24 protein-coding genes are annotated in these 25,815 nt (G+C 71.5%); 12 read left to right on the forward strand and 12 right to left on the reverse strand.

The genetic code is table 11. From position 1 onward, the window contains the following. The first annotated feature begins 20 nt into the window (after nucleotides 1-20). From JK359_RS04680 to JK359_RS04690, 3 genes are all read left to right on the forward strand, one after another. Nucleotides 21-1,109 (forward strand): hypothetical protein, encoded by a 1,089-nt coding sequence (locus JK359_RS04680; protein WP_201831921.1) that lies wholly within the window; start codon nucleotides 21-23, stop codon nucleotides 1,107-1,109. Between the two features lie 251 nt (nucleotides 1,110-1,360). After that, on the forward strand, nucleotides 1,361-1,954 hold the full coding sequence (locus JK359_RS04685; RefSeq protein WP_201831922.1) for a DUF4291 domain-containing protein: 594 nt from the start codon (nucleotides 1,361-1,363) through the stop codon (nucleotides 1,952-1,954). Nucleotides 1,955-1,988: 34 nt separating this feature from the next. Continuing rightward, nucleotides 1,989-2,639: a DUF3885 domain-containing protein gene (locus JK359_RS04690; protein WP_236677305.1), complete on the forward strand. Its 651-nt coding sequence runs from the start codon at nucleotides 1,989-1,991 to the stop codon at nucleotides 2,637-2,639. A 26-nt stretch (nucleotides 2,640-2,665) separates the two neighbouring features. Here the strand turns inward: JK359_RS04690 and sigJ are convergent, their stop codons facing one another. Next, nucleotides 2,666-3,580: an RNA polymerase sigma factor SigJ gene (gene sigJ / locus JK359_RS04695; RefSeq protein WP_236677363.1), complete on the reverse strand. Its 915-nt coding sequence runs from the start codon at nucleotides 3,578-3,580 to the stop codon at nucleotides 2,666-2,668. A 449-nt stretch (nucleotides 3,581-4,029) separates the two neighbouring features. Here sigJ and JK359_RS04700 point away from each other — a divergent pair, with 449 nt between their 5' ends. Next, nucleotides 4,030-4,437, forward strand: a complete 408-nt coding sequence (locus JK359_RS04700; protein ID WP_201831926.1) for a hypothetical protein — start codon at nucleotides 4,030-4,032, stop codon at nucleotides 4,435-4,437. A gap of 161 nt (nucleotides 4,438-4,598) precedes the next feature. Then, nucleotides 4,599-5,330, forward strand: coding sequence for a type 1 glutamine amidotransferase family protein (locus JK359_RS04705; RefSeq protein ID WP_201831928.1), 732 nt, complete (start codon nucleotides 4,599-4,601; stop codon nucleotides 5,328-5,330). Between the two features lie 30 nt (nucleotides 5,331-5,360). Here the strand turns inward: JK359_RS04705 and JK359_RS04710 are convergent, their stop codons facing one another. Then, nucleotides 5,361-6,404 (reverse strand): NAD(P)-dependent alcohol dehydrogenase, encoded by a 1,044-nt coding sequence (locus JK359_RS04710; RefSeq protein WP_201831929.1) that lies wholly within the window; start codon nucleotides 6,402-6,404, stop codon nucleotides 5,361-5,363. Between the two features lie 181 nt (nucleotides 6,405-6,585). Between JK359_RS04710 and JK359_RS04715 the strand changes: the two genes are divergently transcribed. Next, the gene (locus tag JK359_RS04715) at nucleotides 6,586-7,494 is read left to right on the forward strand and encodes a helix-turn-helix domain-containing protein (protein ID WP_201831930.1); all 909 of its coding nucleotides are present in this window, start codon (nucleotides 6,586-6,588) and stop codon (nucleotides 7,492-7,494) included. Nucleotides 7,495-7,664: 170 nt separating this feature from the next. On the opposite strand, the gene JK359_RS04720 is transcribed toward JK359_RS04715, so the two are convergent. From JK359_RS04720 to JK359_RS04740, 5 genes are all read right to left on the reverse strand, one after another. Next, nucleotides 7,665-10,904: a S8 family peptidase gene (locus tag JK359_RS04720; RefSeq protein WP_236677306.1), complete on the reverse strand. Its 3,240-nt coding sequence runs from the start codon at nucleotides 10,902-10,904 to the stop codon at nucleotides 7,665-7,667. Nucleotides 10,905-11,206: 302 nt separating this feature from the next. Further along, nucleotides 11,207-11,890 (reverse strand): ABC transporter ATP-binding protein, encoded by a 684-nt coding sequence (locus JK359_RS04725; protein WP_201831932.1) that lies wholly within the window; start codon nucleotides 11,888-11,890, stop codon nucleotides 11,207-11,209. A gap of 45 nt (nucleotides 11,891-11,935) precedes the next feature. Beyond that, a complete protein-coding gene (locus JK359_RS04730; RefSeq protein ID WP_201831933.1) occupies nucleotides 11,936-13,408 on the reverse strand; it encodes an ABC transporter permease in 1,473 nt (490 codons plus the stop codon). A gap of 133 nt (nucleotides 13,409-13,541) precedes the next feature. Then, complete coding sequence (locus JK359_RS04735; protein ID WP_201831940.1) at nucleotides 13,542-14,792, reverse strand: L,D-transpeptidase; 1,251 nt, start codon at nucleotides 14,790-14,792, stop codon at nucleotides 13,542-13,544. 214 nt (nucleotides 14,793-15,006) lie between these two features. Beyond that, nucleotides 15,007-15,348, reverse strand: coding sequence for a hypothetical protein (locus tag JK359_RS04740; RefSeq protein ID WP_201831942.1), 342 nt, complete (start codon nucleotides 15,346-15,348; stop codon nucleotides 15,007-15,009). Between the two features lie 109 nt (nucleotides 15,349-15,457). On the opposite strand from JK359_RS04740, the gene JK359_RS04745 reads away from it, so the two are divergent. Together JK359_RS04745 and JK359_RS04750 are read left to right on the forward strand one after the other, a co-directional pair. Beyond that, nucleotides 15,458-15,781 carry an LAETG motif-containing sortase-dependent surface protein gene (locus JK359_RS04745; RefSeq protein WP_201831944.1) on the forward strand — a complete coding sequence of 108 codons (324 nt, stop codon included), beginning with the start codon at nucleotides 15,458-15,460 and terminating at the stop codon, nucleotides 15,779-15,781. Between the two features lie 42 nt (nucleotides 15,782-15,823). Beyond that, nucleotides 15,824-16,606: a hypothetical protein gene (locus JK359_RS04750; protein ID WP_236677307.1), complete on the forward strand. Its 783-nt coding sequence runs from the start codon at nucleotides 15,824-15,826 to the stop codon at nucleotides 16,604-16,606. Nucleotides 16,607-16,748: 142 nt separating this feature from the next. Here the strand turns inward: JK359_RS04750 and hutH are convergent, their stop codons facing one another. From hutH to JK359_RS04765, 3 genes are all read right to left on the reverse strand, one after another. Further along, complete coding sequence (gene hutH, locus JK359_RS04755; protein ID WP_201832753.1) at nucleotides 16,749-18,287, reverse strand: histidine ammonia-lyase; 1,539 nt, start codon at nucleotides 18,285-18,287, stop codon at nucleotides 16,749-16,751. A gap of 88 nt (nucleotides 18,288-18,375) precedes the next feature. Next, on the reverse strand, nucleotides 18,376-19,518 hold the full coding sequence (locus JK359_RS04760; protein ID WP_201831946.1) for a GGDEF domain-containing protein: 1,143 nt from the start codon (nucleotides 19,516-19,518) through the stop codon (nucleotides 18,376-18,378). Between the two features lie 78 nt (nucleotides 19,519-19,596). Then, on the reverse strand, nucleotides 19,597-20,391 hold the full coding sequence (locus tag JK359_RS04765) for an enoyl-CoA hydratase/isomerase family protein (RefSeq protein WP_201831948.1): 795 nt from the start codon (nucleotides 20,389-20,391) through the stop codon (nucleotides 19,597-19,599). 189 nt (nucleotides 20,392-20,580) lie between these two features. On the opposite strand from JK359_RS04765, the gene JK359_RS04770 reads away from it, so the two are divergent. Further along, nucleotides 20,581-21,192 carry a hypothetical protein gene (locus JK359_RS04770; protein WP_236677308.1) on the forward strand — a complete coding sequence of 204 codons (612 nt, stop codon included), beginning with the start codon at nucleotides 20,581-20,583 and terminating at the stop codon, nucleotides 21,190-21,192. Between the two features lie 3 nt (nucleotides 21,193-21,195). Here JK359_RS04770 and JK359_RS04775 read toward each other — a convergent pair whose 3' ends face one another. Further along, nucleotides 21,196-22,320, reverse strand: coding sequence for an adenylate/guanylate cyclase domain-containing protein (locus tag JK359_RS04775; protein WP_201831949.1), 1,125 nt, complete (start codon nucleotides 22,318-22,320; stop codon nucleotides 21,196-21,198). 394 nt (nucleotides 22,321-22,714) lie between these two features. Continuing rightward, nucleotides 22,715-23,575 (reverse strand): biotin--[acetyl-CoA-carboxylase] ligase, encoded by an 861-nt coding sequence (locus tag JK359_RS04780; RefSeq protein WP_201831951.1) that lies wholly within the window; start codon nucleotides 23,573-23,575, stop codon nucleotides 22,715-22,717. A gap of 110 nt (nucleotides 23,576-23,685) precedes the next feature. On the opposite strand from JK359_RS04780, the gene JK359_RS04785 reads away from it, so the two are divergent. From JK359_RS04785 to mmpB, 3 genes are all read left to right on the forward strand, one after another. Next, nucleotides 23,686-25,287 carry an acyl-CoA carboxylase subunit beta gene (locus JK359_RS04785; RefSeq protein WP_201831953.1) on the forward strand — a complete coding sequence of 534 codons (1,602 nt, stop codon included), beginning with the start codon at nucleotides 23,686-23,688 and terminating at the stop codon, nucleotides 25,285-25,287. A 24-nt stretch (nucleotides 25,288-25,311) separates the two neighbouring features. Next, a complete protein-coding gene (locus JK359_RS04790) occupies nucleotides 25,312-25,521 on the forward strand; it encodes an acyl-CoA carboxylase epsilon subunit (protein WP_201831954.1) in 210 nt (69 codons plus the stop codon). A 157-nt stretch (nucleotides 25,522-25,678) separates the two neighbouring features. Next, the gene (mmpB, locus tag JK359_RS39770) at nucleotides 25,679-25,807 is read left to right on the forward strand and encodes a morphogenic membrane protein MmpB (protein WP_269138961.1); all 129 of its coding nucleotides are present in this window, start codon (nucleotides 25,679-25,681) and stop codon (nucleotides 25,805-25,807) included. Nucleotides 25,808-25,815: the final 8 nt, after the last annotated feature.

Here is a 25,815-nt window from a genome sequence, read left to right on the forward strand (position 1 = left end):
CCACGAACGGACCGACCCCGATGACCGTACTGCTCTGGATCCTGGCCGTCCTGGCCGTGCCCACGCTGCTCATCGTGCTGTGGCTCGCCAAGGTGTTCCTGAAGGAGTTCTTCTCGCCGAGCCCCGACGACGGCACGCTGGCCGCCGAGACCGCCCAAAAGCTCGGGCTGCTGCCCGCCGAGCGGCAGAACACCGACCTCGCGGCTCCGCTGCCGGCGGACTGGTCCGCGGCGGTCGCCGCGGCCCGTGCCGGCGACTGGGAGCCGGCCGCCGAGCTGCTCGCCGCGATCGGCCGGGACTGGGACCGCCGTTCGGCGGTCGCCTACCTGCTGGCCGAGAGCGCGGCCGAGGAGGACGCGTGGCTGCTGGCGTGGGAGGCGGCACGGCCCGGTGACCCGGACGCGGCCGTGGTCCGGGCGCGCAGCACGGTGATCCTGGCCTGGGAGCTGCGGGGCGGCAAGGGGGCCCAGTACACGACGCGGGAGCAGTTCGACGGCTTCCACCGCACGCTGGCCTCCGCCCGCGACGAGATCGCCCGCGCGGCGGAGCTGAACCCCGACGACCCGACCCCGTACATCGCGGAGATCTGGGTCGCGCTGGGCCTCGGCTACCCGAACGCCGAGATGGACAAGCTGTGGTCGGAGATCACCACCCGGGCCCCGCACCACTACGAGGCGCACTTCTCGGCGCTGCAGTACTGGTGCGCGAAGTGGCGCGGATCCGAGCGGCTGGCCTTCGAGTTCGCCGAGCGCGCGGCCGCAGACGCACCGCTGGGCAGCCTGCTCACGGCGATGCCGCTCATCGCGCACTTCGAGCACGACGAGTCGGAGGACGCGGCGGCCGACAACACCCCGGAGATGCTGGCCCGGGTCGAGGCGGCCCTCGCCGACGTGGCGGCGGCGGACCCGTCCCACCCGCGCCTGCCGGAGCTGCGCCACCTGCTGGCCTTCTACCTCCACCTGCAGGACCGCAACGAGGCGGCGCTGGAGCAGTTCAAGCTGGTCGACGGCCATGTGAACGCGCTGCCGTGGCGCTACCGGGGCGATGTGGCCGGCTACTACTGCCAGGTCCGCAACACGGTGGCACACGCGGTGGCGGGCACGGACTGACCGAAATCCGCACGGCCCCCCGGACGGTTCGGGAACGCCGGTCCCGCGCTCACCGGACTCCGTCCGGGGCATGACGCCCGACCGGGGCCTCGCCCACCACCCCATGCCGAGGCCCCGGCACGGCACACGCTGATCGACCAGCGCGGCGGTCCCGTTCGGGCGCCGAGTGTCGTCGGCCCGCGCTCCCCGTCGCAGTGAACGGCCCCGAAATTCGGTGGCCGCCCGGAGCGGCCCGCTCCACGCTGTACGTCATGGAAGAACCGCAGCGCAGGATCCGTGCGGCCTATACGGAATCCACGATCACCGTCTATCAGGCCTACCGCCCCGAGATAGGCCGGCCGGCCGTCCGTGAGGGCCGCTTCCCCTCCTCCTGGAAGCGGGACAGGATGACGTGGATCAAGCCGTCGTTCCTGTGGATGATGTACCGGTGCGGCTGGGGCACCAAGGAGGGCCAGGAGACCGTCCTGGCCGTCGAGATCAGCCGTGACGGCTTCGAGTGGGCGTTGCGGCACGCGTGCCTGTCGAGCTACGCACCCGCGGTACACCCCGACCGCGCGTCCTGGCAGCGCCGGCTGAAACGTGCGCCCACGCGCGTGCAGTGGGACCCCGAGCGGGACCTGCACCTGCAGCCCCTGCCGTACCGTTCCCTGCAACTCGGCCTCTCCGGTGAGGCCGCACGGCAGTACGCGGACGAGTGGACGGTGTCCATCCGCGACGTGACCCCGCTCGCCCACGAGATCCGCACCCTCGTCAGCAGCGGTGACCTCGAATCGGCCACCCGGCTGCTGCCCCCGGAGCGTCCCTATCCCGTCGCGGACGAGTCCCTCGCCCACCTGCACGGATGACGCGCCGACCCGGCCCCACCGAGAGTACGGACAGATGAGCGCTGACGTCACCCCCGCCCGGCTCGACACCCCCGCCCAGCTCGACACCGCAGGCCGGCTCGACACCGCCGCCGGGCTCGCGGCGCTGTGGCGGGCCCGACGGCCGTCGGGCCCGCCCGTCGCCCACGGGTTCCGCACCGTGTACGCCGACCGCTGGGTGCGGTTCCACAGCCTGCCCGGCTCCAAGCGCTACCCGGATTCCGAGGACGAGTACGCGATCGTGCTGGAGCGGTACGACACGGTCCTCGACGAACTGTTCACCGGCCGGGAAGTGTTCGTCGTGACCATGGACTGGTCTTTCACCCCGGACGGCCCCGCCGGCTATCCGACCCCACGGGCGGAACTGCACCCGCAGGGCGTTCACTGGTGGACCGAGTCGGAGCAGGACGACTCCGATCCCGGCTTCCACACCCACACGCGCCTCTACGCCGACCGGCGTCCGTGGCGGCACGGGTGCGTCGACGCGCTGCTGCGCGCCGTCGCCGACGAGGCGGTGGTCGAGGTGTTCGTCACCGACACCGAGCTGCGGCGTATTCACCATCCTTACGACGGTGGCGCGGACGTCGTCCTCGCCACGCCCACCGAAAGAGACCTCCTGCGTGAGCGGCACTCCGGCTGGCTCCCCTTGAACTCAGCCGGCCTCTGACCCCCGGCCCCGGCCGGCCACCGGCGTCACGCACGTGCCGTCCCGGATGCGCCGCTCTCGTTCCACGGGCGGAGTTTCTCCGGGTTGCGGACCGCCCAGATATGGGTGATGCGGGTGCCGGCGAGGCCGAACGCCGCTACGTTCACGGTGGTGCCGGAGGACTGGGCGACCAGGCCGGGCCGGCCGTTGACCGTGCGCTCCAGGAGCGTCAGCCCAGGGGCCTTGCCGGCGAAGTGGGCCAGGTACTGGGCGATGCGCTCGCCGCCCTCGACCGGACGCAGGGCGGCACCGACGAGTCCGCCGCCGTCGGCGATCATCGTGGCGTCGGGGGCCAGGAGCCCGACCAGGGCCTGGATGTCCTGGCTCTCCCACGCCTCCTTGAACCGCCGCACCACGTCCGCCTGCCCGGTCGCCGCAACCGCCGGAACGTGTGCCGCGCGAACCTGCCGGCGTGCCGAGGACGCCAGCTGCCGGCAGGCGGCCGGCGTACGGCCGAGGATCCCGCCGACCTCGGCGAAGGGGTACCGGAAGACGTCGTGCAGGATGAACGCCACGCGTTCGGCCGGCGTCATCGACTCCAGTACGACGAGGAAGGCCATGTTCACCGACTCGTCCAGGGTGACCCGGTCGGCCGGATCCTGTCTGCCGCCGCCGTCCTGCCCGCCGATCCACTCCGTACGGTCCGGCAACGGCTCGGGTATCCACTCGCCGACGTAGCGCTCGCGCCGGACCCGCGCCGAGCCGAGCAGATCCAGGCAGACGCGGCCGGCCACCGTCGTCAGCCAGGCACCGGGCGACTCGATCGCCTCCTGCTGTCGCCGCGACATCGCGTACCAGCGGGCGTAGGTCTCCTGCACGGCGTCCTCGGCCTCGGTCAGCGAACCGAGCAGCCGGTAGGCGACGTTGACCAGCCGACGCCGCTCACCGAGAACCGCCGGCAGGCGCGGATCAGCCCCGTCCCGCCCCGGCCGGCCCGCGTCGGGCCGTGGTCCGGACCCGTCATGCCCCAGCCCGTGCGCGTCAGGCCGTGGTCCGGACCCGTCATGCCCCGGCCCGTGCGCGTCAGGCCGTGGTCCGGGCCCGTCATGCCCCGCTCCCTGCGCGTGGGGCCGCGGTTCTGACCCCTCATACGCCGGTCCGTGCGCTTCCGGTCCCGGCTCGGACCCCGCATGCTCTCGCTCGGCCCCGCTGCTCATGCCCCTGATCGCCCCCCTGCTCGCGCTCGTCCGCCCCGACGCGGCCTCCGCTCGCACCGTCCCGGCGAAATCACCTCCCTGGCAGAGAAGTTCGGCGCCGGCGCGGCGCTCTGCCTCACATTCCGCGGGGCTGCGTCGTCGGACTACCGAGACAGTACCGATCATCGCCGCAAGGCAGACAAGGGGACGGCGTCATGGCCACCACACACACGATGGCAGGACAGCGCAGCCTCACGTTCGTGCAGGTCGCGATCGCCCTGCAGACCCTGGCCATCTTCTTCCAGGCGGTCAGTGCCGGACTGCTGCTGTCCTCCTCCCACGGCGAGGTGCTGCACGGCGTCGGAGCGCGCGTGATGTACGGCGCCTCGATGCTGTACGTGCTCGCAGCGATCCTGGCGTGGCGGCCGGGCGGTGGCTCGCCGCGGCCCATCCTGTACGCGTCCGGCTTCCTCGTCCTCGCCTCGGTGCAGGTGGTCCTGGGCATCGCGCACGTGCCGTCGGTCCATGTCCCGCTGGGCATCCTGATGTTCGGGCTGAGCGTGCTGGCGCTGGGTCAGGTGCTGGCCGCCCGGTCGCCGGGCCGCTCCGGCGACCGGTCCTGACCGCCGCGCCCGCTTAATCACGCGACGCCGCCCGTGCCCGGCACATAGATTCGCCCCTCGGCCACTGGCCCTGAGGCAGACGGCAGAAGATCGAAGGCAGACGGCAGAAGACCGAAGCCAGCAGGCAGCAGGCCTCGGTGGACGGAGGGGAAGGGGAGCGCGTGGGCAGTCGTACGTTCCTGATCGGCGGTGGTTGGAGCCGTGCCGAGGTGTACGAGCCGTTCCTGAGCGCGGTGCGCGGGGAGCGGCGGGTCGGGTGTCTGATCGTGGACGAGGGGGACGGGGCCGCGCAGTTCGAGCGGTACGCGGGGGCGCTGCGTTCGGTGGACCCGTCGTCCGTGCCCGTGCCGTTGCTCGTGCCGCTCGATGGGCGGTTCGCGCCGGAGACCGCGCTGGACGGGATCGACGGGCTGCTGGTGTGCGGCGGGCTCACTCCCGCCTATCAGGAGGCACTCGCCGGGTGCCGGGAGACGCTCCCGGCACTGCTGGCCGCGCGCGGGGTGCCGTACGCCGGTTTCTCGGCCGGTGCCGCCGTCGCCGCGCGGCGCGCCGTCGTCGGCGGGTGGCTGGTGGACGGGGTGCCGGTGTGCCCGGAGGAGACCGGGGAGGACCTCGACGAGGTCGCGGTGCGGGACGGGCTCGGGCTGGTGCCGTTCGCCGTGGATGTGCACGCGGCCCAGTGGGGGACGCTGGCCCGGCTGGTCGCGGCGGTGGGGCGCGGGGAGGTTCCGTACGGGGTCGCCGTGGACGAGGACACCCTGCTCACCGTGGCCGACGGCAGGGCCCGGGTGGCGGGGGCCGGCCGGGTGCACCTCGTACGGCCCGGCGGGGACGCGGACGGGGGCGTGGTCGTGCGGGCCTACGGAGCCGGAGAAGAGTTCCCCGCCGGGTAGACCGGGCCCGGCCGCGCCCCGCCGGCCGGGTCAGATCGTGGCCGTGTCGATCACGAACCGGTAGCGGACGTCGCTGGCCTGCACCCGCTCGTACGCCTCGTTGATCTGGTCGGCGCGGATCACTTCGATCTCCGCGCCCAGGCCGTGCGCGGCGCAGAAGTCCAGCATCTCCTGGGTCTCGGCGATGCCGCCGATGCCGGAGGTGCTGAGGCTGCGGCGCTTGCCGAACAGCGACTGCAGGACGATCTGGACCGGCTCCTCGGGGAGGCCGACGTTCACCATGGTGCCGTCCGTGCGCAGCAGGGACAGGTACGCGGAGAAGTCGAGCGGTGCCGAGACGGTGTTCAGGATGATGTCGAACGTGCCGGCCAGCTCCTCGAAGGTGTTCGGGTCGCCGGTGGCGTAGTAGTGGTCGGCACCCAGCCGCAGGCCGTCGTCCTTCTTGCGCAGGGACTGGGACAGCACGGTGACCTCGGCGCCGAGCGCATGGGCGATCTTGACGCCCATGTGACCGAGACCGCCCAGGCCGACGACGGCGACCTTCTTGCCGGGGCCGGCGTTCCAGTGCTTCAGGGGCGAGTACGTGGTGATGCCCGCGCAGAGCAGCGGCGCGGCCACGTCCAGTGACAGGCCCTCGGGGATCCGGACGACGTAGTTCTCGTCGACGACGACCTTCTCCGAGTAGCCCCCGTACGTAGGCTCGCCGTCCTTGCCGATCGCGTTGTAGGTCCAGACGGGGCCGCCGCCGGTGCAGTACTGCTCCAGGCCGGCCTTGCAGTCGTCGCACTCGCGGCAGGAGTCGACCATGCAGCCGACGCCCACCCGGTCGCCGACGGCGAAACCGGTCACGCCGGAGCCGACCTCGGCGACGACGCCTGCGATCTCGTGGCCGGGGACCATCGGGAAGATGCCGGGGGCCCAGCCGTCCTGGGCCTGGTGGATGTCGGAGTGGCAGATACCGGCGAACTTGATGTCGATGAGGACGTCGAATTCACCGACCGGGCGCCGCTCGATGGTGGTCCGCTCCAGCGGGGCCTTCGGGGCGGGCGCGGCGTAAGCAGCAACAGTGGTCATGCCGGGTTCTCCTCATGGGGGGTGACGCGTCCGGTTGCCTTCCGACCGGGCACTTCTCCAGCCTGCATCCGATCCGGGCCCACCACCCAGTCACCGGGTTTGCGTACGACCGCTGTGCCTACCACCGGCGGGGACAGGCTCCCGGGCGTGCCGAGGCGTACGAACAGGAATACTGGACGGCATGGACAGCAGGGACGCGCAGCCGGAGACAGCGGCCCGCGCCGGGCGGCCCCTGGACCGGCGGGCGGAGCTGAGCGAGTTCCTGCGCAGCCGGCGGGCCCGGCTGAAGCCGGAGGACGTGGGGCTGCCCGACTTCGGACGGCACCGCCGGGTGCCGGGGCTGCGCCGGGAGGAGCTGGCGCAGCTGGCGGGGGTGTCGGTCGCCTACTACACCCGCCTCGAGCAGGGCAACGGACGGAACGTCTCGGCGGAGGTGCTGGACTCGATCGCCCGGGCGCTGCGGCTGACGGACGCCGAGCACGCCCACCTCAGCCATCTGGCGAAGCCGAAGGCGCACAAGAAGAAGCCGGCGGCACGGCAGCAGCAGGTGCGTGCGGTGCTGCGACAGCTGCTGGACTCGCTGGACGGCGTACCGGCGTACATCGTCGGCCGGCGTTCGGAGATCCTCGCGTGGAACCGGATGGCCGCGGCTCTGTTCGGCGACTGGGAGCAGCTGCCGCCCGCCGAGCGGAACTGGGCCCGGCTGGTGTTCCTGAAGCCCGAGTACCGGGAGCTGTTCGTCGACTGGGAGCAGAAGGCGATCGACATCGTGTGCGCACTGCGCATGGATGCGGGCTGCTATCCGGACGATCCGCGGCTGTCGGCTCTGGTGGGCGAACTGTCCGTCAAGAGCGAGGAGTTCCGGCGGCTGTGGGCCACGCACGACGTCAAGGAGAAGAGTCACGGCGTCAAGCGGCTGCACCACCCCCTGGTGGGCGATCTGGCCCTCAACTTCGAGAGCTTCCGGCTGACGGACGGCACCGATCAGTCCCTGATCACCTACCACGCCGAACCCGGCTCCCCGTCGGCGGACTCGCTGCGCCTGCTGGCCAGCTGGGGCACGGACGCGGCCCGCGCGGTGACGCGGTGAACGGTGTCGTTTCAAGGTCTGCCTGACACGGTGAACGCGTGCCGCCTCGAGTGCGGCGTGGCAAGGACGAGCGGTGACGCGACAAGGGGCACACCCGAGGTTTTCCTCCGGTGTGCCCCTCGTCAACGAGCGCTACGCCTTGTGCGGCGGCGCCTCACGTCTGCCGCGGCTCACTTGCCGAAGTAGGCGTTGTAGATCGTGATCTCCGACGTGTTGCCCTTCTTGTCGGTGATCTTGGCGCGGAACGAGATCGCCTTGTCCTTCGCCGGGTTCTTCACGGTGATCTTGCCGCCCCGGACGTCGGCCTTCTTGAAGTTCTTGCCGTCGTAGGAGACGTAGACGGCGAGGGACTTCAGGTTGCCGCCCGCGGCGGAGCCCTCCACGGTGACCGGGAAGGTGACCTTCTTGCCGGCCTCGACCCGGCTGTCCAGGCCGGTCGTCGCGCCGAAGTGCAGGGCGGAGGCGGGCAGCTGGGCGAAGTCGTGCGACGGCTTCTTGGAACGGAAGGTCCAGGCCGCGTCGATCCGCGTCGAGGCCTCCGACACCTTCGAGGACCGCTTGACCGAGGTGGTCAGCTTGTACGCCGCGTCACCGGTCGGCACCTTGAAGGTCTTCTCGCCGAACAGCGGGTCGTCGTTGGAACCGACCTTGGTGCCGTTGCGGTACAGGGTGGTGGTCACCGAGGTGTAGTCCGAGTAACCGGCGTGCCTGCCGGAGTCCGCGACCAGCGGCAGCGCACCGAAGATCTCGTTGCCGTCGCGGAAGAGCCCGAGGTCCTTGCTGACGTGCGGGCCGAACACCGCGGTGTTGACCGTCTTGGTGTAGCTCTTGCCGGCCTTGAAGGTGAACTGGCCGAGGTCGTAGCCGGCGTCGGCGACCGGGAAGCCGTCCTGGTCCACCCCGGCGTCCTGCTCGAACTCCAGCCCCCAGCTGACGCCGCCCTGGGCGGACAGGTGCAGGGTGCGGGTGCCGGGCAGGCTCTGCGGCACGCTGATGGAGGAGGCGCCGGAGCTGCCGGGCAGCCAGCCGACCGCGGAGACGGAGCCCTTCTTGCCGCTCGCCGCCGCACCCATCCGGGCCTTCACCGTGGCGAGGTCACCGGCCTTGTAGTGCTTGGTGTAGCCGGTGGCGAGCCGCTTGACCGCGCCGCCCGCGGTGACGGCGTACTCCTCGTGCGCACCCTTGGTCCAGTGGCCGTCCCACTGCTGGCGCAGCGTCCCGGCGGGCAGCTGCGGGCCGAGGTGGGCGGTGCGGAAGTTCTTGTACGTGTCCAGGAACCAGCCGTAGCCGTACTGGCCGTCGCCGATCGTGACGTCGTACTCCGGCGAGGCGAACTGGGACTTCACGCCCGTGGCGGGAACGGTGATGTCCACCGGCTTGGCCTTGCGCGCGTCGATGGTGAGCGTCTGCTTCTTGCCGACGGTCAGCTTCGGCTGCGCGATCCAGTCGATGCCCTTGGAGGCGTCCTGCGGGTCGCCGTAGATGGCCGTGTTGAGGATGTACGTGCCCTTGGGCGCGCGCACCTTCACCGTGCCGGACTTGTCGTACGGGTTCAGCCAGACGCCGTTGGCGAGGCCGGCCACGCCGCTGAGGTCGGCGCCGTAGTACGGGGCCGGCTTGCCGTCACGGCCGATGAACTTCAGGGTGAGGTCGTACGACTCCACCTCGCGCTGCACCGCGGCGCCCGTGCGGACCGTCTGGCCGCCGCCCGTCGCCGTGACGTACGCGGAGTAGGCGCCGTCGACGGTGCCGCCCAGCTTGGTGTTGACGGTGAAGCCGACCGAGGCCTTGCCGTGCGCCGGGACGGTCACGCTCGTGCTCGCCAGCTTGAAGAAGCCGGACGGGGCGGCCGCGCCCTTGGGGTTGGTGGCGGTGGAGGCCAGCTTGAGCGTGACGTCCTTGTCGCCGAGGTTGCGGTAGGTCAGCTTCTTGGTGGCCGGCTTGTCGTCGGTGTGCGGCCACTGCTGCACGCCGAAGCTCACCGAGACCGGTTCGGCGACGATCGACTGCTTGATGGCCTTGTCCACCTGGATGCGGCCCGAGCCCTGCTCGAAGGGCGTGTACTTGCCGCCCTTGGCGGAGCCGGTCAGGGCGCCCTTCAGCTCGGAGTAGCCCCAGTCGGGGTGCTCCTGCTTGAGGATGGCGGCGGCGCCCGCGACGTGCGGGGTGGCCATCGAGGTGCCGGAGATGGTCAGGTAGCCCTCGGGCTTCTCGCCTACCTCCTCGTCGATGACGCTGCCCTTGGCCGCGGCGGCGGTGATGTCCACGCCGGGGGCGGTGACGTCCGGCTTGATGGCGCCGTCTCCGACGCGCGGGCCGGTGGAGGAGAAGTCCGCGAGGACGTCCTTCTTGTCGACGGCGCCGACGGTGAGCGCGGCGTCCGCGCTGCCCGGCGAACCGATCGACTGGGGGCCGTCGTTGCCCGCGGCGATCGCGAACAGCACGCCCTTCTCGGCGGAGAGCTTGTTGACCTCGGCCTCGAGCGGGTCGATCTCGGGGGTGTCGTAGCCGCCGAGGCTCAGGTTGATGACGGAGGCACCCTGGGAGACCGCCCACTCCATGCCGGCGAGGATGCCGGAGTCGTCACCGGAGCCGGTGTCGTCCAGGACCTTGCCGTTGAGGATCTCGGCGTCGGGGGCCACGCCCTTGTACTTGCCGCCCGACTTGGCGCCGGTGCCCGCCACGATGGAGGCGACGTGCGTGCCGTGGCCGAAGTGGTCCTTGGCGTCGGTGGCGGTGGTGAAGTTCTTGGACTCGGTCACCTGGGACTTGAGGTCCGGGTGCGAGGTGTCCACGCCGGTGTCCAGGACGGCGACCTTCACGCCCTTGCCGGTGTAGCCGGCCTTCCAGGCGGTGGGGGCGCCGATCTGCGGCACGGACTTGTCGAGCGAGGCCTTGCGGACGCCGTCGAGCCAGACGTGGGCGATGCCGGAGGCGGTCCGGTCGCCGTTGGTGACCGCGTCCCACAGCCCGGCGGTGTCCTTGACGGGGGTCTGCACGGCGTCCGCGTTGAGCGCCTTCAGGCTGCGGCGCAGGGTGCCGGCGTCGCGGACGTCGGCCTTGGCGGCCGTGGCGGCGCCGCGGTAGCCGACGATGACCTTCAGGCCGTTCTTCTGGGCCTTGCGGGTGGCGGCCTTGTTCAGCTCGGTGATGTCGAACAGGCGCTGGTCCAGTGTGCCGGAGGCGACCAGGCGGGCCGCGTCGGCGGGGATGACCAGCGTGTGCCCGGCGGCCTTGCGGACCTGGACGGGTATGTGCTCGCGTCCTTCGGCCCGCTGCAGGCCGACGATCCGGCCCTTGGCGTCGAGGGCGACGCGGTCGCCGGTGATCAGGGTGACGTGGTGCTTGGCGGTGAAGGTGGCGGCAGGCGCCGAAGCGCCCGCGGGCTTCGCCGACGCGGGGCTGGTCATACCCGCTGCGAGGGCGACCGCTGCGGCCGTTGCCACGGTCGCCGCAGCTGCACTTTTCACTTGTCTGCGCAAGTTCTCCCCCTGGAGACGGAGTACCGGGCGAATTCCCCGTTCACCCGGCCGGGGGCAGTCCCGTACGTACGCACGTCAACCCCCCGGATCACGAAGTATGCCGGGGGGTGATCAGACGGCTCAATAGATGAGAGGACGGTGTGAAAGCGCGTCCGAAAACTGTTACGCGCTGGCCGATACGCCGTTACAGAACCGGGAAGTTCCCTTTGTTCAGGCGGCGTTGTGCGCCGTCAGGCGCCGGTGTTCTCCGTCACCGTGATCCTGCCCTTGCGCAGCGTGGCCAGCCGCGGGGCCTTCTTCGCGAGTGCGGAGTCGTGGGTGACCATGATGAAGGTCAGCCCGTGTTCCTTCCACAGGCGTTCGAGCACGTCCATGATCTCGTCCCGCATGCCCTCGTCCAGGTTGCCGGTCGGCTCGTCGGCCAGCAGCACCTTGGGCTTCTTCACCACGGCCCGGGCGATGGCGACGCGCTGCTGCTGGCCCCCGGACATTTCCGAGGGGAGATGGGCGAGGCGTTCTCCGAGGCCGACGGACTCCAGTGCCTCGGCGGCCAGTTCGCGGCGTTCCCTGACCTTGATGCCCAGGGGGACGAGGGCGGTTTCCACGTTCTCCTGGGCGGTGAGCGTCGGAATCAGGTTGAAGGACTGGAAGACGAAGCCGATGTTCTCGCTGCGGATTTTGGTCAGCCGGGCCTCGGTGAGCCGGGCCAGGTCGGTGCCGTCCAGGGACACCTCGCCGGAGGTGGGGTGGTCGAGGCCGCCGAGCATCTGCAGGAGGGTGGATTTCCCGCCGCCCGTGGGGCCTTGGATGACCAGGCGGTCGCCTTCGCCGATGGTCAGGTCTATGCCGTCGAGGGCGTGGACGGTGTCCTTGCCTCGCGTGTAGCGCTTGGTGACGTTTCTCAGTTCGTACATGGTGACTCCGGGAAGGGTTCGGGATGGTTGCTCGGCGGGTGACCGCTACTCCACCCGTCGCAGGGCGTCCGCCGGGCGCAGGCGGGACGCCCGCCAGCCGCCGAACCCGCCCGCGATCAGGCCGCCCGCCACTGCCAGGCCCACCGCCAGGACGATCGTGGTGACGCTCACCGGGGCGGTGAGGGCCACTTCGAGGGTCTTCGCCGCCTGACGGCCCGGTCCGCCGAAGCCGCCACCGCCGGGGCCGCCGGTGCCGGGGCCCCCGCCGGGGCCGCCGCCCGTGCCGCCGCCCAGCTGGGCCTCCAGGCTCGGGCTGATCGCGGTCACCGCGTACGCCCCGGCCAGGCCGAGCGCGATACCGAGGGCGCCGCCGACCAGGCCGTTGACGACGGCCTCGCCGACCACCTGCCGGGTGACCCGGCCCGACTTCCAGCCCAGCGCCTTGAGCGTGCCGAACTCACGGACGCGGCGGGACACCGCGGAGGAGGTGAGGAGGCCCGCCACCAGGAACGCGGCCACCAGCACCGCGACGGACAGCCACGTGCCGACCCTGGTGGCGAGGGAGGAGGCGGTGGAGAGGGAGCCGGAGACCGACTTGGCCAGGTCGGAGGAGGTGGTGACCGTCGTGCCCGAGACGTTCTTCTGGATGGCGCTCTTGACGGTGCCGATCTGCTGGGAGTCGGTCGCCTTGACGTAGATCGTGGTGACCTTGTTCTTCTGGCCGGCCAGGGTCTGCGCCCGCTTCAGCGGGATGTACAGGTCGGCCGCCGGGTCGCCGCTGGTCGCTGTGGCGATGCCGATCACCGTGAACTCGGTGCCCTTGACCGTGACGGTGGAGCCGGTCCTGTACTTCTTCTCCTTGGCGTACGCCGAGTCGGCCACGGCCACCCTGGCGTTCGTCTCGGTGGTCCGGAAGCCACGGCCGCTGGTGATCTCGGAGGAGGTCAGCGGGCCGAGGCCGGTGCGGGTGACGTCGGTGCCGTAGACCGAGTACTGGTTGATGTCGAAGTCGGCGCCGCCGCCGCCGACCTCGCCCTGCGGCTGGCCGGTGCCGCCGCCCCGCTGGTACCCGCCGGCGCCTGCGCCGCCGTTCTGCTGGAGCCGGCCCCGGGTGAACCGGCCGCTGACCTTGACCACGTTGAGGCTCAGCCCGCCGGCGGCCTGCGCGACGCCCTTCTGGTCCCCGACCTCGGTGACGGTGGAGGAGGCCAGGGTGGTGAAGCCCTGCACCATGACCCGGTCGCTGCTCTGCTCGGAGTCGTCACCGTCGTTCCGCGCGTCGAACTGGAAGCGCGGCCACTGGGAGCTGCTCGCGGCCGGCGTGGCCGCCTTGGTGACCGTCATGTCCGTACCCAGCCCGTACAGCGACTGGAGGACCTCGTCCTGGGCCTTCCCCATGCCGTTGGACACGGAGTTGACCACGATGACCAGCGCGATGCCCAGCGCGAGTCCGGAGGCGACGACGAGGGCCGCCTTTCTGCGGCGGCGCAGTTCGCGCCTCAGGTAGGTGAAGAACATGGCCCGCAAGCTAGGGACGGACCCTGATGACACCCTAAGGCCGGCATAAGAGCAGCATGAGAAGCCCGCGGCCGGGGCCGGAAACACCGGTGCCGCCCCTGGGGGCGGCACCGGCGAGGAGTTTCGAGGGGCGTCAGACGGCCGAACCGGCCTTCCACTGCGCCCAGTCCAGGTTCCAGCCGTTGAGGCCGTTGTCCGGCGAGACCGTCTTGTCGCCGGTGTGCTGGACGACCACGACGTCACCGATCAGCGTGTGGTCGTAGAACCAGGCGGCCGGCGTACCCGCGTCGTTCGCGCCCTTCTTGTCCTGCAGGCCGACACAGCCGTGGCTGGTGTTGACGTTGCCGAACACCGAGGGGGCGCCCCAGTAGTTGCCGTGGATGAAGGTGCCTGAGGTGGTCAGACGCATGGCGTGCGGCACGTCCTTGATGTCGTACTCGCCCTTGCCGTCGTCGTCGGTGAAGCCGACCGTCGCACCGTTCATGCGGGTCTGCTTGAACTTCTCGGAGATCACCATCTGGCCCTCGTACGTCTTGTTGTCGGGAGAGCCGGCGGAGATCGGGATGGTCTTGACGACCTTGCCGTCCTGCGTGATCTTCATCTGCTTGGTCTGCGCGTCGACGTACGTGACCTGGTTGCGGCCGATGTGGAAGGTCACCGTCTTCTGCTGGACGCCGTAGACGCCGCTCGCGCCCTGGACACCGTCGAGCGACAGCTTCAGGGTGACGGTGGAGCCTTCCTTCCAGTACTCCTCCGGACGGCAGTCCATGCGGTTGGCGTTGAACCAGTGGCAGGCGACCTCCTGGCCGCTGCTGGAGGTGACCGTGATGCCCTTCTGCACGGCCGCCTTGTTGCTGATCGCCTTGTCGAAGTTGATCGACACCGGCATGCCCACGCCGACCGTGGAGCCGTCGTCGGGGGTGAAGGTGCCGATGAAGCTGTTGGCCGGGGAGACCGTGGTGAAGGAGGCGTTCTCGTGGGCTATGCGGCCCTCGGAGTCCTTGGCCTCGGCGGCGAGCTTGTAGGTGGTGGAGCGCTCCAGCTGCGTGCCGGGCTTCCAGCTCGTCTTGTCGGCGGACAGCTGACCGGGGACGGTCTTGCCGTCCTGGGTGGTCATCGTGACGGCGGTGAGCTTCCCCTTGGTCACCGTGACGGCCGCGGAGTTGTTGATCGAGGCGTTGTCGGAGCCGTCCTTGGGCGTGATCTTGATCAGCGCCTCGGAGGACTTCTTGGCGGCTGCCGCGTCGGACTGGGCCTGCGAGGAGTCGCCGCTGCCGCTTCCGGAGGCGTCGTCGTCGCCGCCCGAACACGCCGTGAGCACCAGCACACCGCCGAGCAGAGCGGACGCGGCCAACAGACCCTTGCGCCGCTTACTGTCCGTCATCACAAGCTTCTCCATCGTTGCCGAGTCGCGAAAAACCCCGAGTGTCCCCCGTAAGAACCTTCAACGGTATGGCCGCTCGGTTCCGTTCCACACTCGTCTGTGGGGCACACCACGTCCGCGGGACGGGTGGTGCGTGAGTGGTCCGTGCGCCCCCTGGGACGACGAAACCCCGGACGGCGGTTGCCGTCCGGGGTCAGGGAGTTCCCCGGGACGCTCAGCCGATGCCGTCCTCTTCGTCGTCCTGGCCATCATCCTCGTCCAGGTCCCAGTCGGGCGAATCAGGGTCGTAGTCGATCCGCTCGCTGGACCAGGACGCCTGCTGCAGCTCCACCCCGGGCACCTCGCTGACCAGGTCGAACGGGTCCACCAGGTACGCCAGGGCCTCCGCGGTGTCTTCCGTCACAGCGCTCTCTGCCTGGGTCCGCTCCTCCTCCGGCAGCTCGGCGTCCGCGGCAAGCCGGCGCACCGCGGCCTTGGTCAGCGTGTCCTCGTCCTGCACCTCCAGCACCAACTCCAGGCGAAGCCGGACAAAACGTGATGTCTCTTCAGTGGTCATGGCGGGAGCGTACGGCCGAAACCTCCCGTGACTTTCCTGTGACCCGCGACTTTCACTAACATCGCTCCACACGGCCAATTCGCCAGCGTCACAAGGGGATCGATATTCCGTGTCATCCGCTCGCCGTCCGCTGCTGACCGCCACCGCCGCGGGCACCCTCCTGTGCGCGCTGTGGTTCGTCCCGTCCGCGAACGCCTCGCAGGACGCCCCGGGGAGAGAGGCGGCGGTCAAGGACGCCCCGGTGCAGGTCACGCAGGCCAGAGCGGTGACGGCGGCCACCACGGAGTCCGGCGAGGAGTCCGCCGAGGACACCGAACTGGCCGACACGGGAAGCCCCGACACCACGCCGTACGTCGTCGGCGGCAGCCTTTTCCTCGCCGTGGGTGCCGGTTTCGTCATGTATTCGGTCCGCCGGGAACGTCTGGGCTTTTAATTCTTCTTGACGAATGTTTGACAGCCCGCACATAGTTCGCTCATGAAGAGATCATCGGGCGTGCGGCTGTGCGCCACTGCAGCTGTGGGCGCTCTGTCGCTCGCCCTCATCACGGGTTGCGGCGACAAGGGGTCGGAAGGCTCCGGTTCCACGTCGGACAAGCCCGCCGCGAAGGCGCTGAGCGCCGCGGAGTTGGCGAAGCGGATCATCGCCAAGAACGATGTGCCGGGCTACAAGGTGGGTCCCGTCGAGGGCGGCATCCCGGCCGAGAGCAAGGTCAAGTCGGACAAGGCCGAGTGCGACCCGATCGTGAAGGCGCTGACCGGCATCGCGCCCGGCGACCCGGCGGCCAACACCAGCCGCATGGCCACGCAGGACAAGAAGGCCCCCACCGACGACGCCACGTCCCTGGACGACCTGGCGGACGGTAAGTTCGAGGACTCGCTCAACGAGTCCATGAACCTGGACGTCACCGTGGTCACCCTGGCCTCGTACGACGGCGACGGCGCCGAGCAGGCGCTGAAGTCGGTCTCCGACGCGGTCAAGTCCTGCTCGGACGGCTTCTCCGGCGAGCAGGACGGCGAGAAGGGCCGGTTCACCAAGGTCGGCGAGGAGAAGTCCTCGGGCACCGGTGACGAGTCGGTGGCGTTCACCGCGACCAACGACGCGGGCAAGGACGGCGCCCTGCCGCTGCACGCCGAGGTGGTACGGCACGGGAACACCCTCGCCACCTACACCACGATCAACATCGGCGCGATGATGACGAAGAAGCCCTACACGGTCTCCGCGCCGGTCGTGAAGGCGCAGGCCGCGAAGCTGAAGTGACGCGCTGAAGCAAGGCACCGAAGCGACGTTCGGGGCCCCGGCCATCTGCCGGGGTCCCTTCGCGTTCGGCGGAGCGGGCCCCGCCTGCCGGGCCCTTGACGTTGTCCGGAGCGGGCCCCCGCCTGCCGGGGGCCCCTCGCGGTCACCGGAGCGGGCCGGTGACCTTCTCCACGGCCGCGACCAGTTCTCCGCCGCGCACGAAGGCGTCGGCGGCGGCCAGGTCGGGCGCCAGGAACCGGTCCGGGCCGGGACCCTGCACACCGGCGGCCCGCACGGCCTCGATGACGGCCCGTGAGGCGGGTGCCGGGGTCAGGCCCTCGCGCAGCTCGATGGCGCGGGTGGCCGCGTACAGCTCGATGGCGACGATCCGGGTGAGGTTGTCGACGGCGGTGCGCAGCTTGCGCGCGGCCGACCAGCCCATGGACACGTGGTCCTCCTGCATGGCGGAGGACGGGATGGAGTCGGCCGAGGCCGGTACGGCCAGCCGCTTCATCTCGCTGACCAGGGCGGCCTGCGTGTACTGGGCGATCATCAGCCCGGAGTCGACACCGGCGTCGTCGGCGAGGAACGGCGGCAGCCCGTGGCTGCGGTTCTTGTCCAGCAGCCGGTCGGTGCGCCGCTCGGCGATGGAGCCGAGGTCGGCGGCGGCGACGGCGAGGAAGTCCAGGACGTAGGCCACGGGAGCGCCGTGGAAGTTGCCGTTGGACTCCACGCGGCCGTCGGGCAGCACCACGGGGTTGTCCACGGCGGAGGCGAGTTCCCGCTCGGCGACCAGGCGGGCGTGCGCGATGGTGTCGCGTCCGGCACCGGCGACCTGCGGGGCGCAGCGCACGGAGTAGGCGTCCTGGACGCGGGGCGCGTCGTCCTGGTGGTGCCCGGTGAGTTCCGAGCCCTGGAGGACGGCCAGCATGTTGGCGGCCGAGGCACCCTGTCCCGGGTGCGGCCGGATGGCGTGCAGCTCGGGCGCGAGGACCTTGTCGGTGCCGAGCAGCGCCTCCAGGCTGAGGGCGGCGGTGACGTCGGCGGACTTGTAGAGGGTGTCGAGGTCGGCGAGGGCCATCACCAGCATGCCGAGCATGCCGTCGGTGCCGTTGAGAAGGGCGAGGCCCTCCTTCTCCCGCAGCTCGACGGGGGCGATCCCGTGCTCGGCGAGCAGCTCGCCGGCGGGCCGGATCCGCCCGTCGGGGCCCTCCGCGTCCCCCTCTCCCATCAGGGCGAGGGCGCAGTGGGAGAGCGGGGCCAGGTCGCCGGAGCAGCCGAGGGAGCCGTACTCGTGCACGACCGGGGTGATACCGGCGTTGAGCACGTCGGCCATGGTCTGCGCGACCTCGGGCCGCACACCGGTGTGTCCCGAGCAGACGGTCTTGAGCCGCAGGAACATCAGGGCCCGTACGACCTCGCGCTCCACCCGCGGCCCCATGCCGGCGGCATGCGAGCGGACGATGTTGCGCTGCAGCTGGGCGCGCAGTTCCTGGCTGATGTGCCGGGTCGCCAGGGCACCGAAGCCCGTGGAGACGCCGTAGACCGGGTCCGGCTTGGCCGCCAGCGCGTCCACGATCTCCCGGGCCGCCGCGAGGGCCGCCACCGCCTCCGCCGACAGCTCGATGCGGGCACCGCCGCGCGCCACGGCGAGAACGTCGGACGCCGTGACACCGGACGTCCCCACCACCACAGTGTGCATATCCATATTCAGGAGCGTACGCATTGAATGCGGCGATGTCACTAGTGGGGAGCGGGGGTGACCCTTACCCCGGGATGTGGGCTTCGCCTCACGGCCGGCGCCCGCGGAACCGGCGCCGTTCGGCCCGCGAGGGCGGCGCCTCGTCGGCCAGCCGTACGACCGGATCATCCGGCCCCTCCCGGCCCGCCACCACCGGCCGCTGCGCACGCAGGGCCTTGGCACGGTACTGGGCGGCGTCCGCGAGCCGGAACAGCCGCCGGGCGTCCCGCACCTCCCCGATGGGATCCTCGGTCGAGGCGACCCCGCACGCCACCCCCTCCCCCAGTTCCAACTCGGCGGCTCGACGGCAGAGTTCGTCCGCCGCCTTCACCACGTCGTCGGCGGGCTCCCCGACCGCGACCAGGCAGAACTCGTCCCCGCCGAGCCGCGCGGCCAGCGCCCCCGGCACCATCGCGCCGCACAGCGAGAGCACCGAGCCGAAGCGTTCGAGCAGACGGTCGCCGACGGCGTGCCCGAGGGTGTCGTTGACCCGCTTGAGCCCGTTGAGGTCACAGACCACGAGTGTGACGACGGCGCCCTCCTCACGGTGCCGCTCGACGGCCTCCTCCAGATGCACGTCCACGGCGCGGCGGTTGGCGAGACCGGTCAGGGCGTCCGTGAACGCGAGCCGGCGGGCCTCCTCCAGCCGCTCGGTCTGGGCGATGCCCGCGGCGACGACGGCGGCGAGGACGGTGGCGAAGTCGGCGTCCGCCCGTCCGAACAGGGGCTCGCCGGCCGCACGGGCCACGTACAGCTCACCCCAGGCCCTGCCGTGCAGCACGACCGGGGCGACGACACAGCAGCCGCGGCGCCGGCGGCGCAGGGCGGCGACCCGCTGATGGAAGTAACCGGGAGTCCCTGCGGCATCGCCCTCGGCGGTCTCCACCCAGGCGTTGGGGCCACCGCCACCGGCCCACCGCTCGTGCAGGAACTCGGTGATCTCCGGGAACTGGTGCACCGGGTAGGCCTCGGACTCCGGGAACTCCTCCTCGTCCGGGGCCCGTTCCCCCACGTTCACGAGGACGCGCAGCCGGCCCAGCTGCCGCTCCCACACCGACAGTGCGGCGAAGCTGCCGTCCAGTGCGCGGCAGGCGCCGAGGGCGGCGGCCTGCCACGACTCCCGCGGGGTGTGAGCAGCCGCCATTCCCTGCGCCAGCGTCACGACGGCGGCCAGCCGCTTGTCCTCACCCATTACTCCAGGTTAGGGAGGAATGGGGCGTTTCGGGACATCGGTGCGGCGATCAGGTGGACGTGCGGGAGCGGGGGCGCCTCACTCCCCCGGCCACTGCGGCGGGCGCTTCTCGTTGAAGGCGGCCACACCCTCGGCCCGGTCCCCCGAGAACGCCACCGAACGCCATGCCGCGTCCTCCACGTCCAGGCCGGCCCGCAGGTCGAGCCCGTGCCCGAGACGCAGCGCCCGCTTGGCGGCCCGCAGGCCGACCGGCGAGTTCGCGGCGATCCGCGCACCCAGGGCCAGCGCCTCGTCCCGGTCCTGCCCGTCCTCGACCAACCGGTCCACCAGCCCGAGCCCGGCCGCCTCGGCCGCCTGCACCCGCCGCGCCGAGAAGATCAGCTCGGCCGCGCGCGCGGCACCGACCCGCCGCGGCAGCAGCTGCGTACCGCCACCGCCCGGGATCACTCCCACGGACACCTCGGGCAGGCCCACCACGGCCGTGCCGTCGGCCACGATCAGGTCGCAGGAGAGCGCCAGCTCGAAACCGCCGCCCAGCGCGAACCCGTGCACCGCGGCGATCGTCGGCATCGGCAGCTCCAGCACCCCGCTGTAGGCCGCCCGCGCCACCGGCCGCTGCCGTACGAGATCCGCGTCCGTGAAGGAGTTCCGCTCCTTCAGGTCCGCACCCACGCAGAACGCCCGTTCGTGCGAGGAGGTCAGGACGACTACACGGGCGTCCCGGTCGGCGGCGAGTGCGGCGCACGCACCCGCGAGGGAGCGCGCCATCTCCGTCGAGACGGCGTTCATGGCCTTGGGCCGGTCCAGCACCAGCTCGACGACGTGCCCGTGCCGCCGCACCAGCACGAACTCCCCGAACCGCTCCTCGCTCATGACGCCCTCCGGTTAACGCGGGTTAACTGACTGTCGGCCCGATCATCGCAGCCGCACCCGATCTCGTGAAGTCCGGGGGGCTACACCCGTTCGAGTGACATCCCGGCCGTCTCCCCCCACACCGCCCACAGCAGCGCATAGCGTGCGCTCCGCCACGGCGCGCCCGGGCGCGCGGCGGGGAGGGAACCCATGACACCGATACCTGCTCAGTCCGGAGCGGAACAGGAACCCGAGCCGGGCGGGACGTTGGGGGTACGACGCGGACGCCACCGCAAGCCCCGCCCCCGCGGGCTCCTGCTCGCCGCGGGCGGTCTCGCGGTCGCCGCCGGGGTGCTCAGCCTGGTGCGGGTCGCCCCGGAGGCGGGGGTCGGCGCGCCGGGCACCGCGGAGGCCGAGCCCCGGCTCGATCCGGACGGCGGCCCGGCCACGGGCCGTTCGGCGAACACCGCGGCCACCGTCGCCGCCGCACCCACCGCACTGCCCTCGGCGACCTCGGCCATGGGCGGCCGGAGCCTCGCACCGACGCCCGCCGGCTCCCCGGCCCCGCGGACGGCCACGGCGGCACCGCCCGACGACACCACCGTGCCCTCCACCATCCCGACCGGCGCCCCGGACACTCCCGGCAGCACGCCCCGGCCCACCCCGACGGCGTCGGCCTCGCGCCCGGCCACGGCGCCACCTGCTCCCACCCCGACGCCGACCGCGCCGCAGGGTGACGACCCGGAGGAGCCCGGTCCGGGCGGGCTGTGCCTGCCGGTGATCAGCCTGTGCATAGACCTGTCGGGCAGTCCGGGGGAGTAGCCGTCAGGCGCGTTCGTCGCGGCGCGCGAGCAGCCAGGGCTCGACCACGCCGAGCCCACGGACCGGACGCTGCCACATCGGCTGGAGCGCGAAGCGGTACGTCGGCGGCTCCTCGCCCTCCTTCTCGGCGGCGGCCGCGGCCTCGGCCGCCTCCGCCTCCGAGGCGGGCGCCTCGCCGGAGCGGATCAGCTCCTCGGCGAAGGCGCTGTCCACCAGCACCGCGTCCCGGGGCGCTATGGACGTCAGCCGGGAGGCCAGGTTCACCGTCGTACCGAACACATCGCCCATGCGGGTGGTCACCGTGCCGAACGCCATGCCCACGCGCAGCTCGGGCATCGTCTCGTCGTTCGACAGCGTCTCCACGAGCCGCAGCGCGATGTCCGCGGCGACACCGGCGTCGTCCGCCGCGTACAGCACCTCGTCGCCGAGGGTCTTGATGAGCCGGCCGCCGCGGGCCGCCACCAGGTCGGCAGCGGTGGTCTCGAAGGCCTCGACCAGCTCGCCCAGCTCCTCCTCCTCCATCCGGCGGGTCAGCCGCGTGAACCCGACGAGGTCGGCGAAGCCGACGGCCAGCCGCCGGTCGACCATCTCCTCGTCGTCACCGGTCTGCACGACCCGCCCGGCCGAGGCGGCGAGCTGGCGGCGCCAGACGTAGACCAGGAACTCCTCCAGCTCGGGCAGGAGCAGCTCGACGATCGGGTACGTCACCTCGGTCCGGGTCATCCCCGGCTCCGGCGGCTCGGTCAGGCCCTCCAGGAAGGAGTCGATCTGCCACTCGGCCAACCGGGCGGTGGTCTGCCCGGTCGACCGGGCCACCTGCACCGCCATGGCCTCGCTCAGCAGGCCCGCCTCCACCAGGCCGGCGAGCCGCCGCAGGGCCAGCACGTCGGCCTCGGTGAGTGCCTTGGCCTGCCCGATGTCGGCGAAGCCCATGGCCCGCCAGAACCTGGACGCCAGCTCCATGGAGACGCCGGCGCTTCGAGCGGCCTGGAACGGTGTGTAGCGGCGCTCGGCGCCCAGGATGAGCTGTTCGAGCCGCAGGGCCAGCGGGTCCTCGCCATTGTCGGGAGCGTGGGGATCCACCCGGCCGTCCCCGCCCGCGCCGGAGCCCGTGTCGTCGACGGTCACGCCTGCTGCCCTTCCGATCTGCCGCGGTCAGGTATCGACCGGCCTCAACTCTACGGCAGGTGTGCGCCAGCTCACTCCGTTGGGTTGGGCCGACAGCCAGGGTGTGTCAACCCACCACCACCCACGTGCCCATCCTGACCCCCCACGCAGCCCGCGCGCCCGTCGTGGCTGCTCGCGCGGTTCCCCGCGCCCCTCGGGGGGGTGCACCCACCGCCCGCCGAAAACGATCCCGCACGAACGCCGCCGCCCCCACCCCACGCCCGTCGTGGCTGCCCGCGCCCCGGGCCCTTGGGGGTTGCAGTCGACGCCCAGCCGAACCCGGCGCCCGGCACCCGGCGGCCACGGCACAAGCGCCGCAGGTGACAGGCGGTCGGCGGGCGGCCGGCGGGCGGTGCTACGCAGGGCGGAGGTGGACGATGTCTCCCGCTCCCACCGGCTCCTGCACCCCGCTCTCCGTCGCGATGACCAACCGCCCGTCCCCGTCCACGGCCACGGCCTCCCCCACGACCGCACGGCCCCCGGGCAGCTCCGCCCGCACCGCCCGCCCGAGCGTCGCGCAGCCCGCCGTGTACGTCTCGTGCAGCCCGCTCACCGCCGCGTCCCCGCCCGCGGCCCGCCACCGCCCGTACCAGTCCTCCAGCGACCGCAGCACCGCCCGCAACAGCGGATCCCGGTCGGTCCCCACCGCCCCGGCCAGCGCCAGCGACCCGGCCTGCGGAACGGGAAGCTCGTTCGCCCGCAGGGTGACGTTGATGCCGACCCCGATCACGACACCGTCGTCGCCTGCCCGCTCCGCGAGGATGCCGCCGGTCTTCCGCTCCTCGCCCCCGACGGAGACCAGCAGGTCGTTCGGCCACTTGAGCGCCGTGTCGACGCCCGCCGCCCGGGACAGCCCGGTCGCCACCGCCACCCCCGTCAGCAGCGGCAGCCAGCCCCAGCGGGCCACCGGCACCTCGGCCGGCTTCAGCAGGACGGAGAAGAACAGACCGGACCGCGGCGGTGCCGTCCAGCTCCGGTCCAGCCGGCCCCGCCCCGCCGTCTGCTCCTCGGCCACCAGCACCGCCCCCTCGTCGGCGTCCCCGGCGGCAGCCAGCGCGGCGAGGTCGGAGTTGGTGGACCCGGTCCGCTGCACCACCTCGATGTCGCGGTACAGGCCGTCCTCCCGGACCAGCGCGCGCCGCAGCGCCGCGGCGTTCAGGGGCGGACGGTCCAGGTCGGACCAGCGGCTGTCGTCTGATGCATTGTGCGGCGTCATGCAAGCCACCCTAGGTGTGGTAAACGACGCACTGCTGATCGGTAGGCACGCCACTACCCTACGAATGAGTAACCGTCCCCCCTTTTGAGCAGGCAGGGAGCCGCATCCCGATGTCCGAGCCGGAAGAGCGTCAAGAGATCCAAGCGATCGACATCCACACGACCGCGGGGAAGCTCGCGGATCTCCAGCGCCGCATCCACGAAGCGACGCACGCCGGCTCGGAACGTGCCGTCGAGAAGCAGCACGCGAAGGGCAAGCTGACGGCCCGTGAGCGCATCGAACTCCTCCTGGACGACGACTCGTTCGTCGAGCTGGACGAGTTCGCCCGGCACCGGTCCACCAACTTCGGGCTGGAGAAGAACCGCCCGTACGGCGACGGCGTCGTCACCGGCTACGGCACGATCGACGGCCGCCCGGTCGCCGTCTTCTCGCAGGACTTCACGGTCTTCGGCGGAGCCCTCGGCGAGGTCTACGGCCAGAAGATCGTCAAGGTGATGGACTTCGCGCTGAAGACGGGCTGCCCGGTCATCGGGATCAACGACTCCGGCGGCGCGCGGATCCAGGAGGGGGTCGCCTCCCTCGGCGCGTACGGCGAGATCTTCCGCCGCAACACCCACGCCTCCGGTGTCATCCCGCAGATCAGCCTGGTCGTCGGGCCGTGCGCGGGCGGCGCGGTGTACTCGCCGGCGATCACCGACTTCACGGTCATGGTCGACCAGACCTCGCACATGTTCATCACCGGCCCGGACGTCATCAAGACCGTCACCGGTGAGGACGTCGGCTTCGAGGAGCTGGGCGGCGCCCGCACCCACAACGCCACCTCCGGCGTGGCGCACCACATGGCGGGCGACGAGAAGGACGCCATCGAGTACGTCAAGCAGCTGCTGTCGTACCTGCCGTCCAACAACCTCTCCGAGCCGCCGGTCTTCCCGGAGGAGGCGGACCTCGCCGTCAGCGCCGAGGACCTGGAGCTGGACACGCTGGTCCCGGACAGCGCGAACCAGCCGTACGACATCCGTACGGTGATCGAACACGTGCTGGACGACTCCGAGTTCTTCGAGACGCAGGCGCTGTTCGCACCGAACATCGTGACCGGGTTCGGGCGGGTCGAGGGGCACCCCGTCGGCATCGTCGCCAACCAGCCGATGCAGTTCGCCGGCTGCCTGGACATCGACGCGTCCGAGAAGGCCGCCCGCTTCGTCCGCACCTGCGACGCGTTCAACGTCCCGGTGCTGACCTTCGTGGACGTGCCCGGCTTCCTGCCCGGCGTCGACCAGGAGCACACCGGCATCATCCGCCGCGGCGCCAAGCTGATCTACGCCTACGCGGAAGCCACCGTCCCGCTCATCACGGTCATCACCCGCAAGGCCTTCGGCGGCGCGTACGACGTCATGGGTTCCAAGCACCTGGGCGCCGACCTCAACCTGGCCTGGCCGACCGCCCAGATCGCCGTCATGGGCGCCCAGGGCGCGGTCAACATCCTGCACCGCCGCACGATCGCGGAGGCGGACGACGTCGAGGCGACCCGTGCCCGGCTGATCCAGGAGTACGAGGACGCCCTCCTCAACCCCTACGTCGCGGCCGAGCGCGGCTACATCGACGCGGTGATCATGCCGTCCGACACCCGCGCCCACATCGTCCGGGGCCTGCGTCAGCTGCGCACGAAGCGGGAATCCCTGCCTCCGAAGAAGCACGGCAACATCCCCCTCTAGGCCCCGCGCACCCTGGGAGCGGTCATGAACATCAAGGTCGTACGAGGCAACCCGACCCCCGAGGAGCTGGCCGCCGCCCTGGCGGTGGTCCGCGCCCGCGCCGCGGCGGCCGCCACGGCACCGTCCGGCGCGGAGGGCCCGAAGGACGCGTGGTCGGACCCGTCCCGCATCGCGGGGGCCCGCGTCCCCAAGCCGGGCCCGGCGTCCTGGACCCGCACGTACTGGCCGGCCTAGGCGGGAGCACCGCGGCGCGGGGCCGTACCGGCATGCGGCTCCGCCTCGTCGGCGTGCGGAAGCGGAACCCTGTCCGCGTAAGGAAGCGGCACACCGGGCGCCGACTTGAGTAGCGGTACTCAGGCGCCCGGCCCCCGTGAAGCCGCACGCTGGACGAATGCTGTGGTCAGACCCGGAGAACGAGCCGCCCGAAGAACTGCGCGACATGCAGAACATGCTGCGGCGGCTCGGCGTCTTCATGGCTCTGGCCATGGTGCTGATCATGATCGTGATCGGTCTGAGGTGAGCCGGGCG

Source organism: Streptomyces actinomycinicus, from assembly GCF_016741775.1.
Classification (GTDB): Bacteria; Actinomycetota; Actinomycetes; order Streptomycetales; family Streptomycetaceae; genus Streptomyces; species Streptomyces actinomycinicus.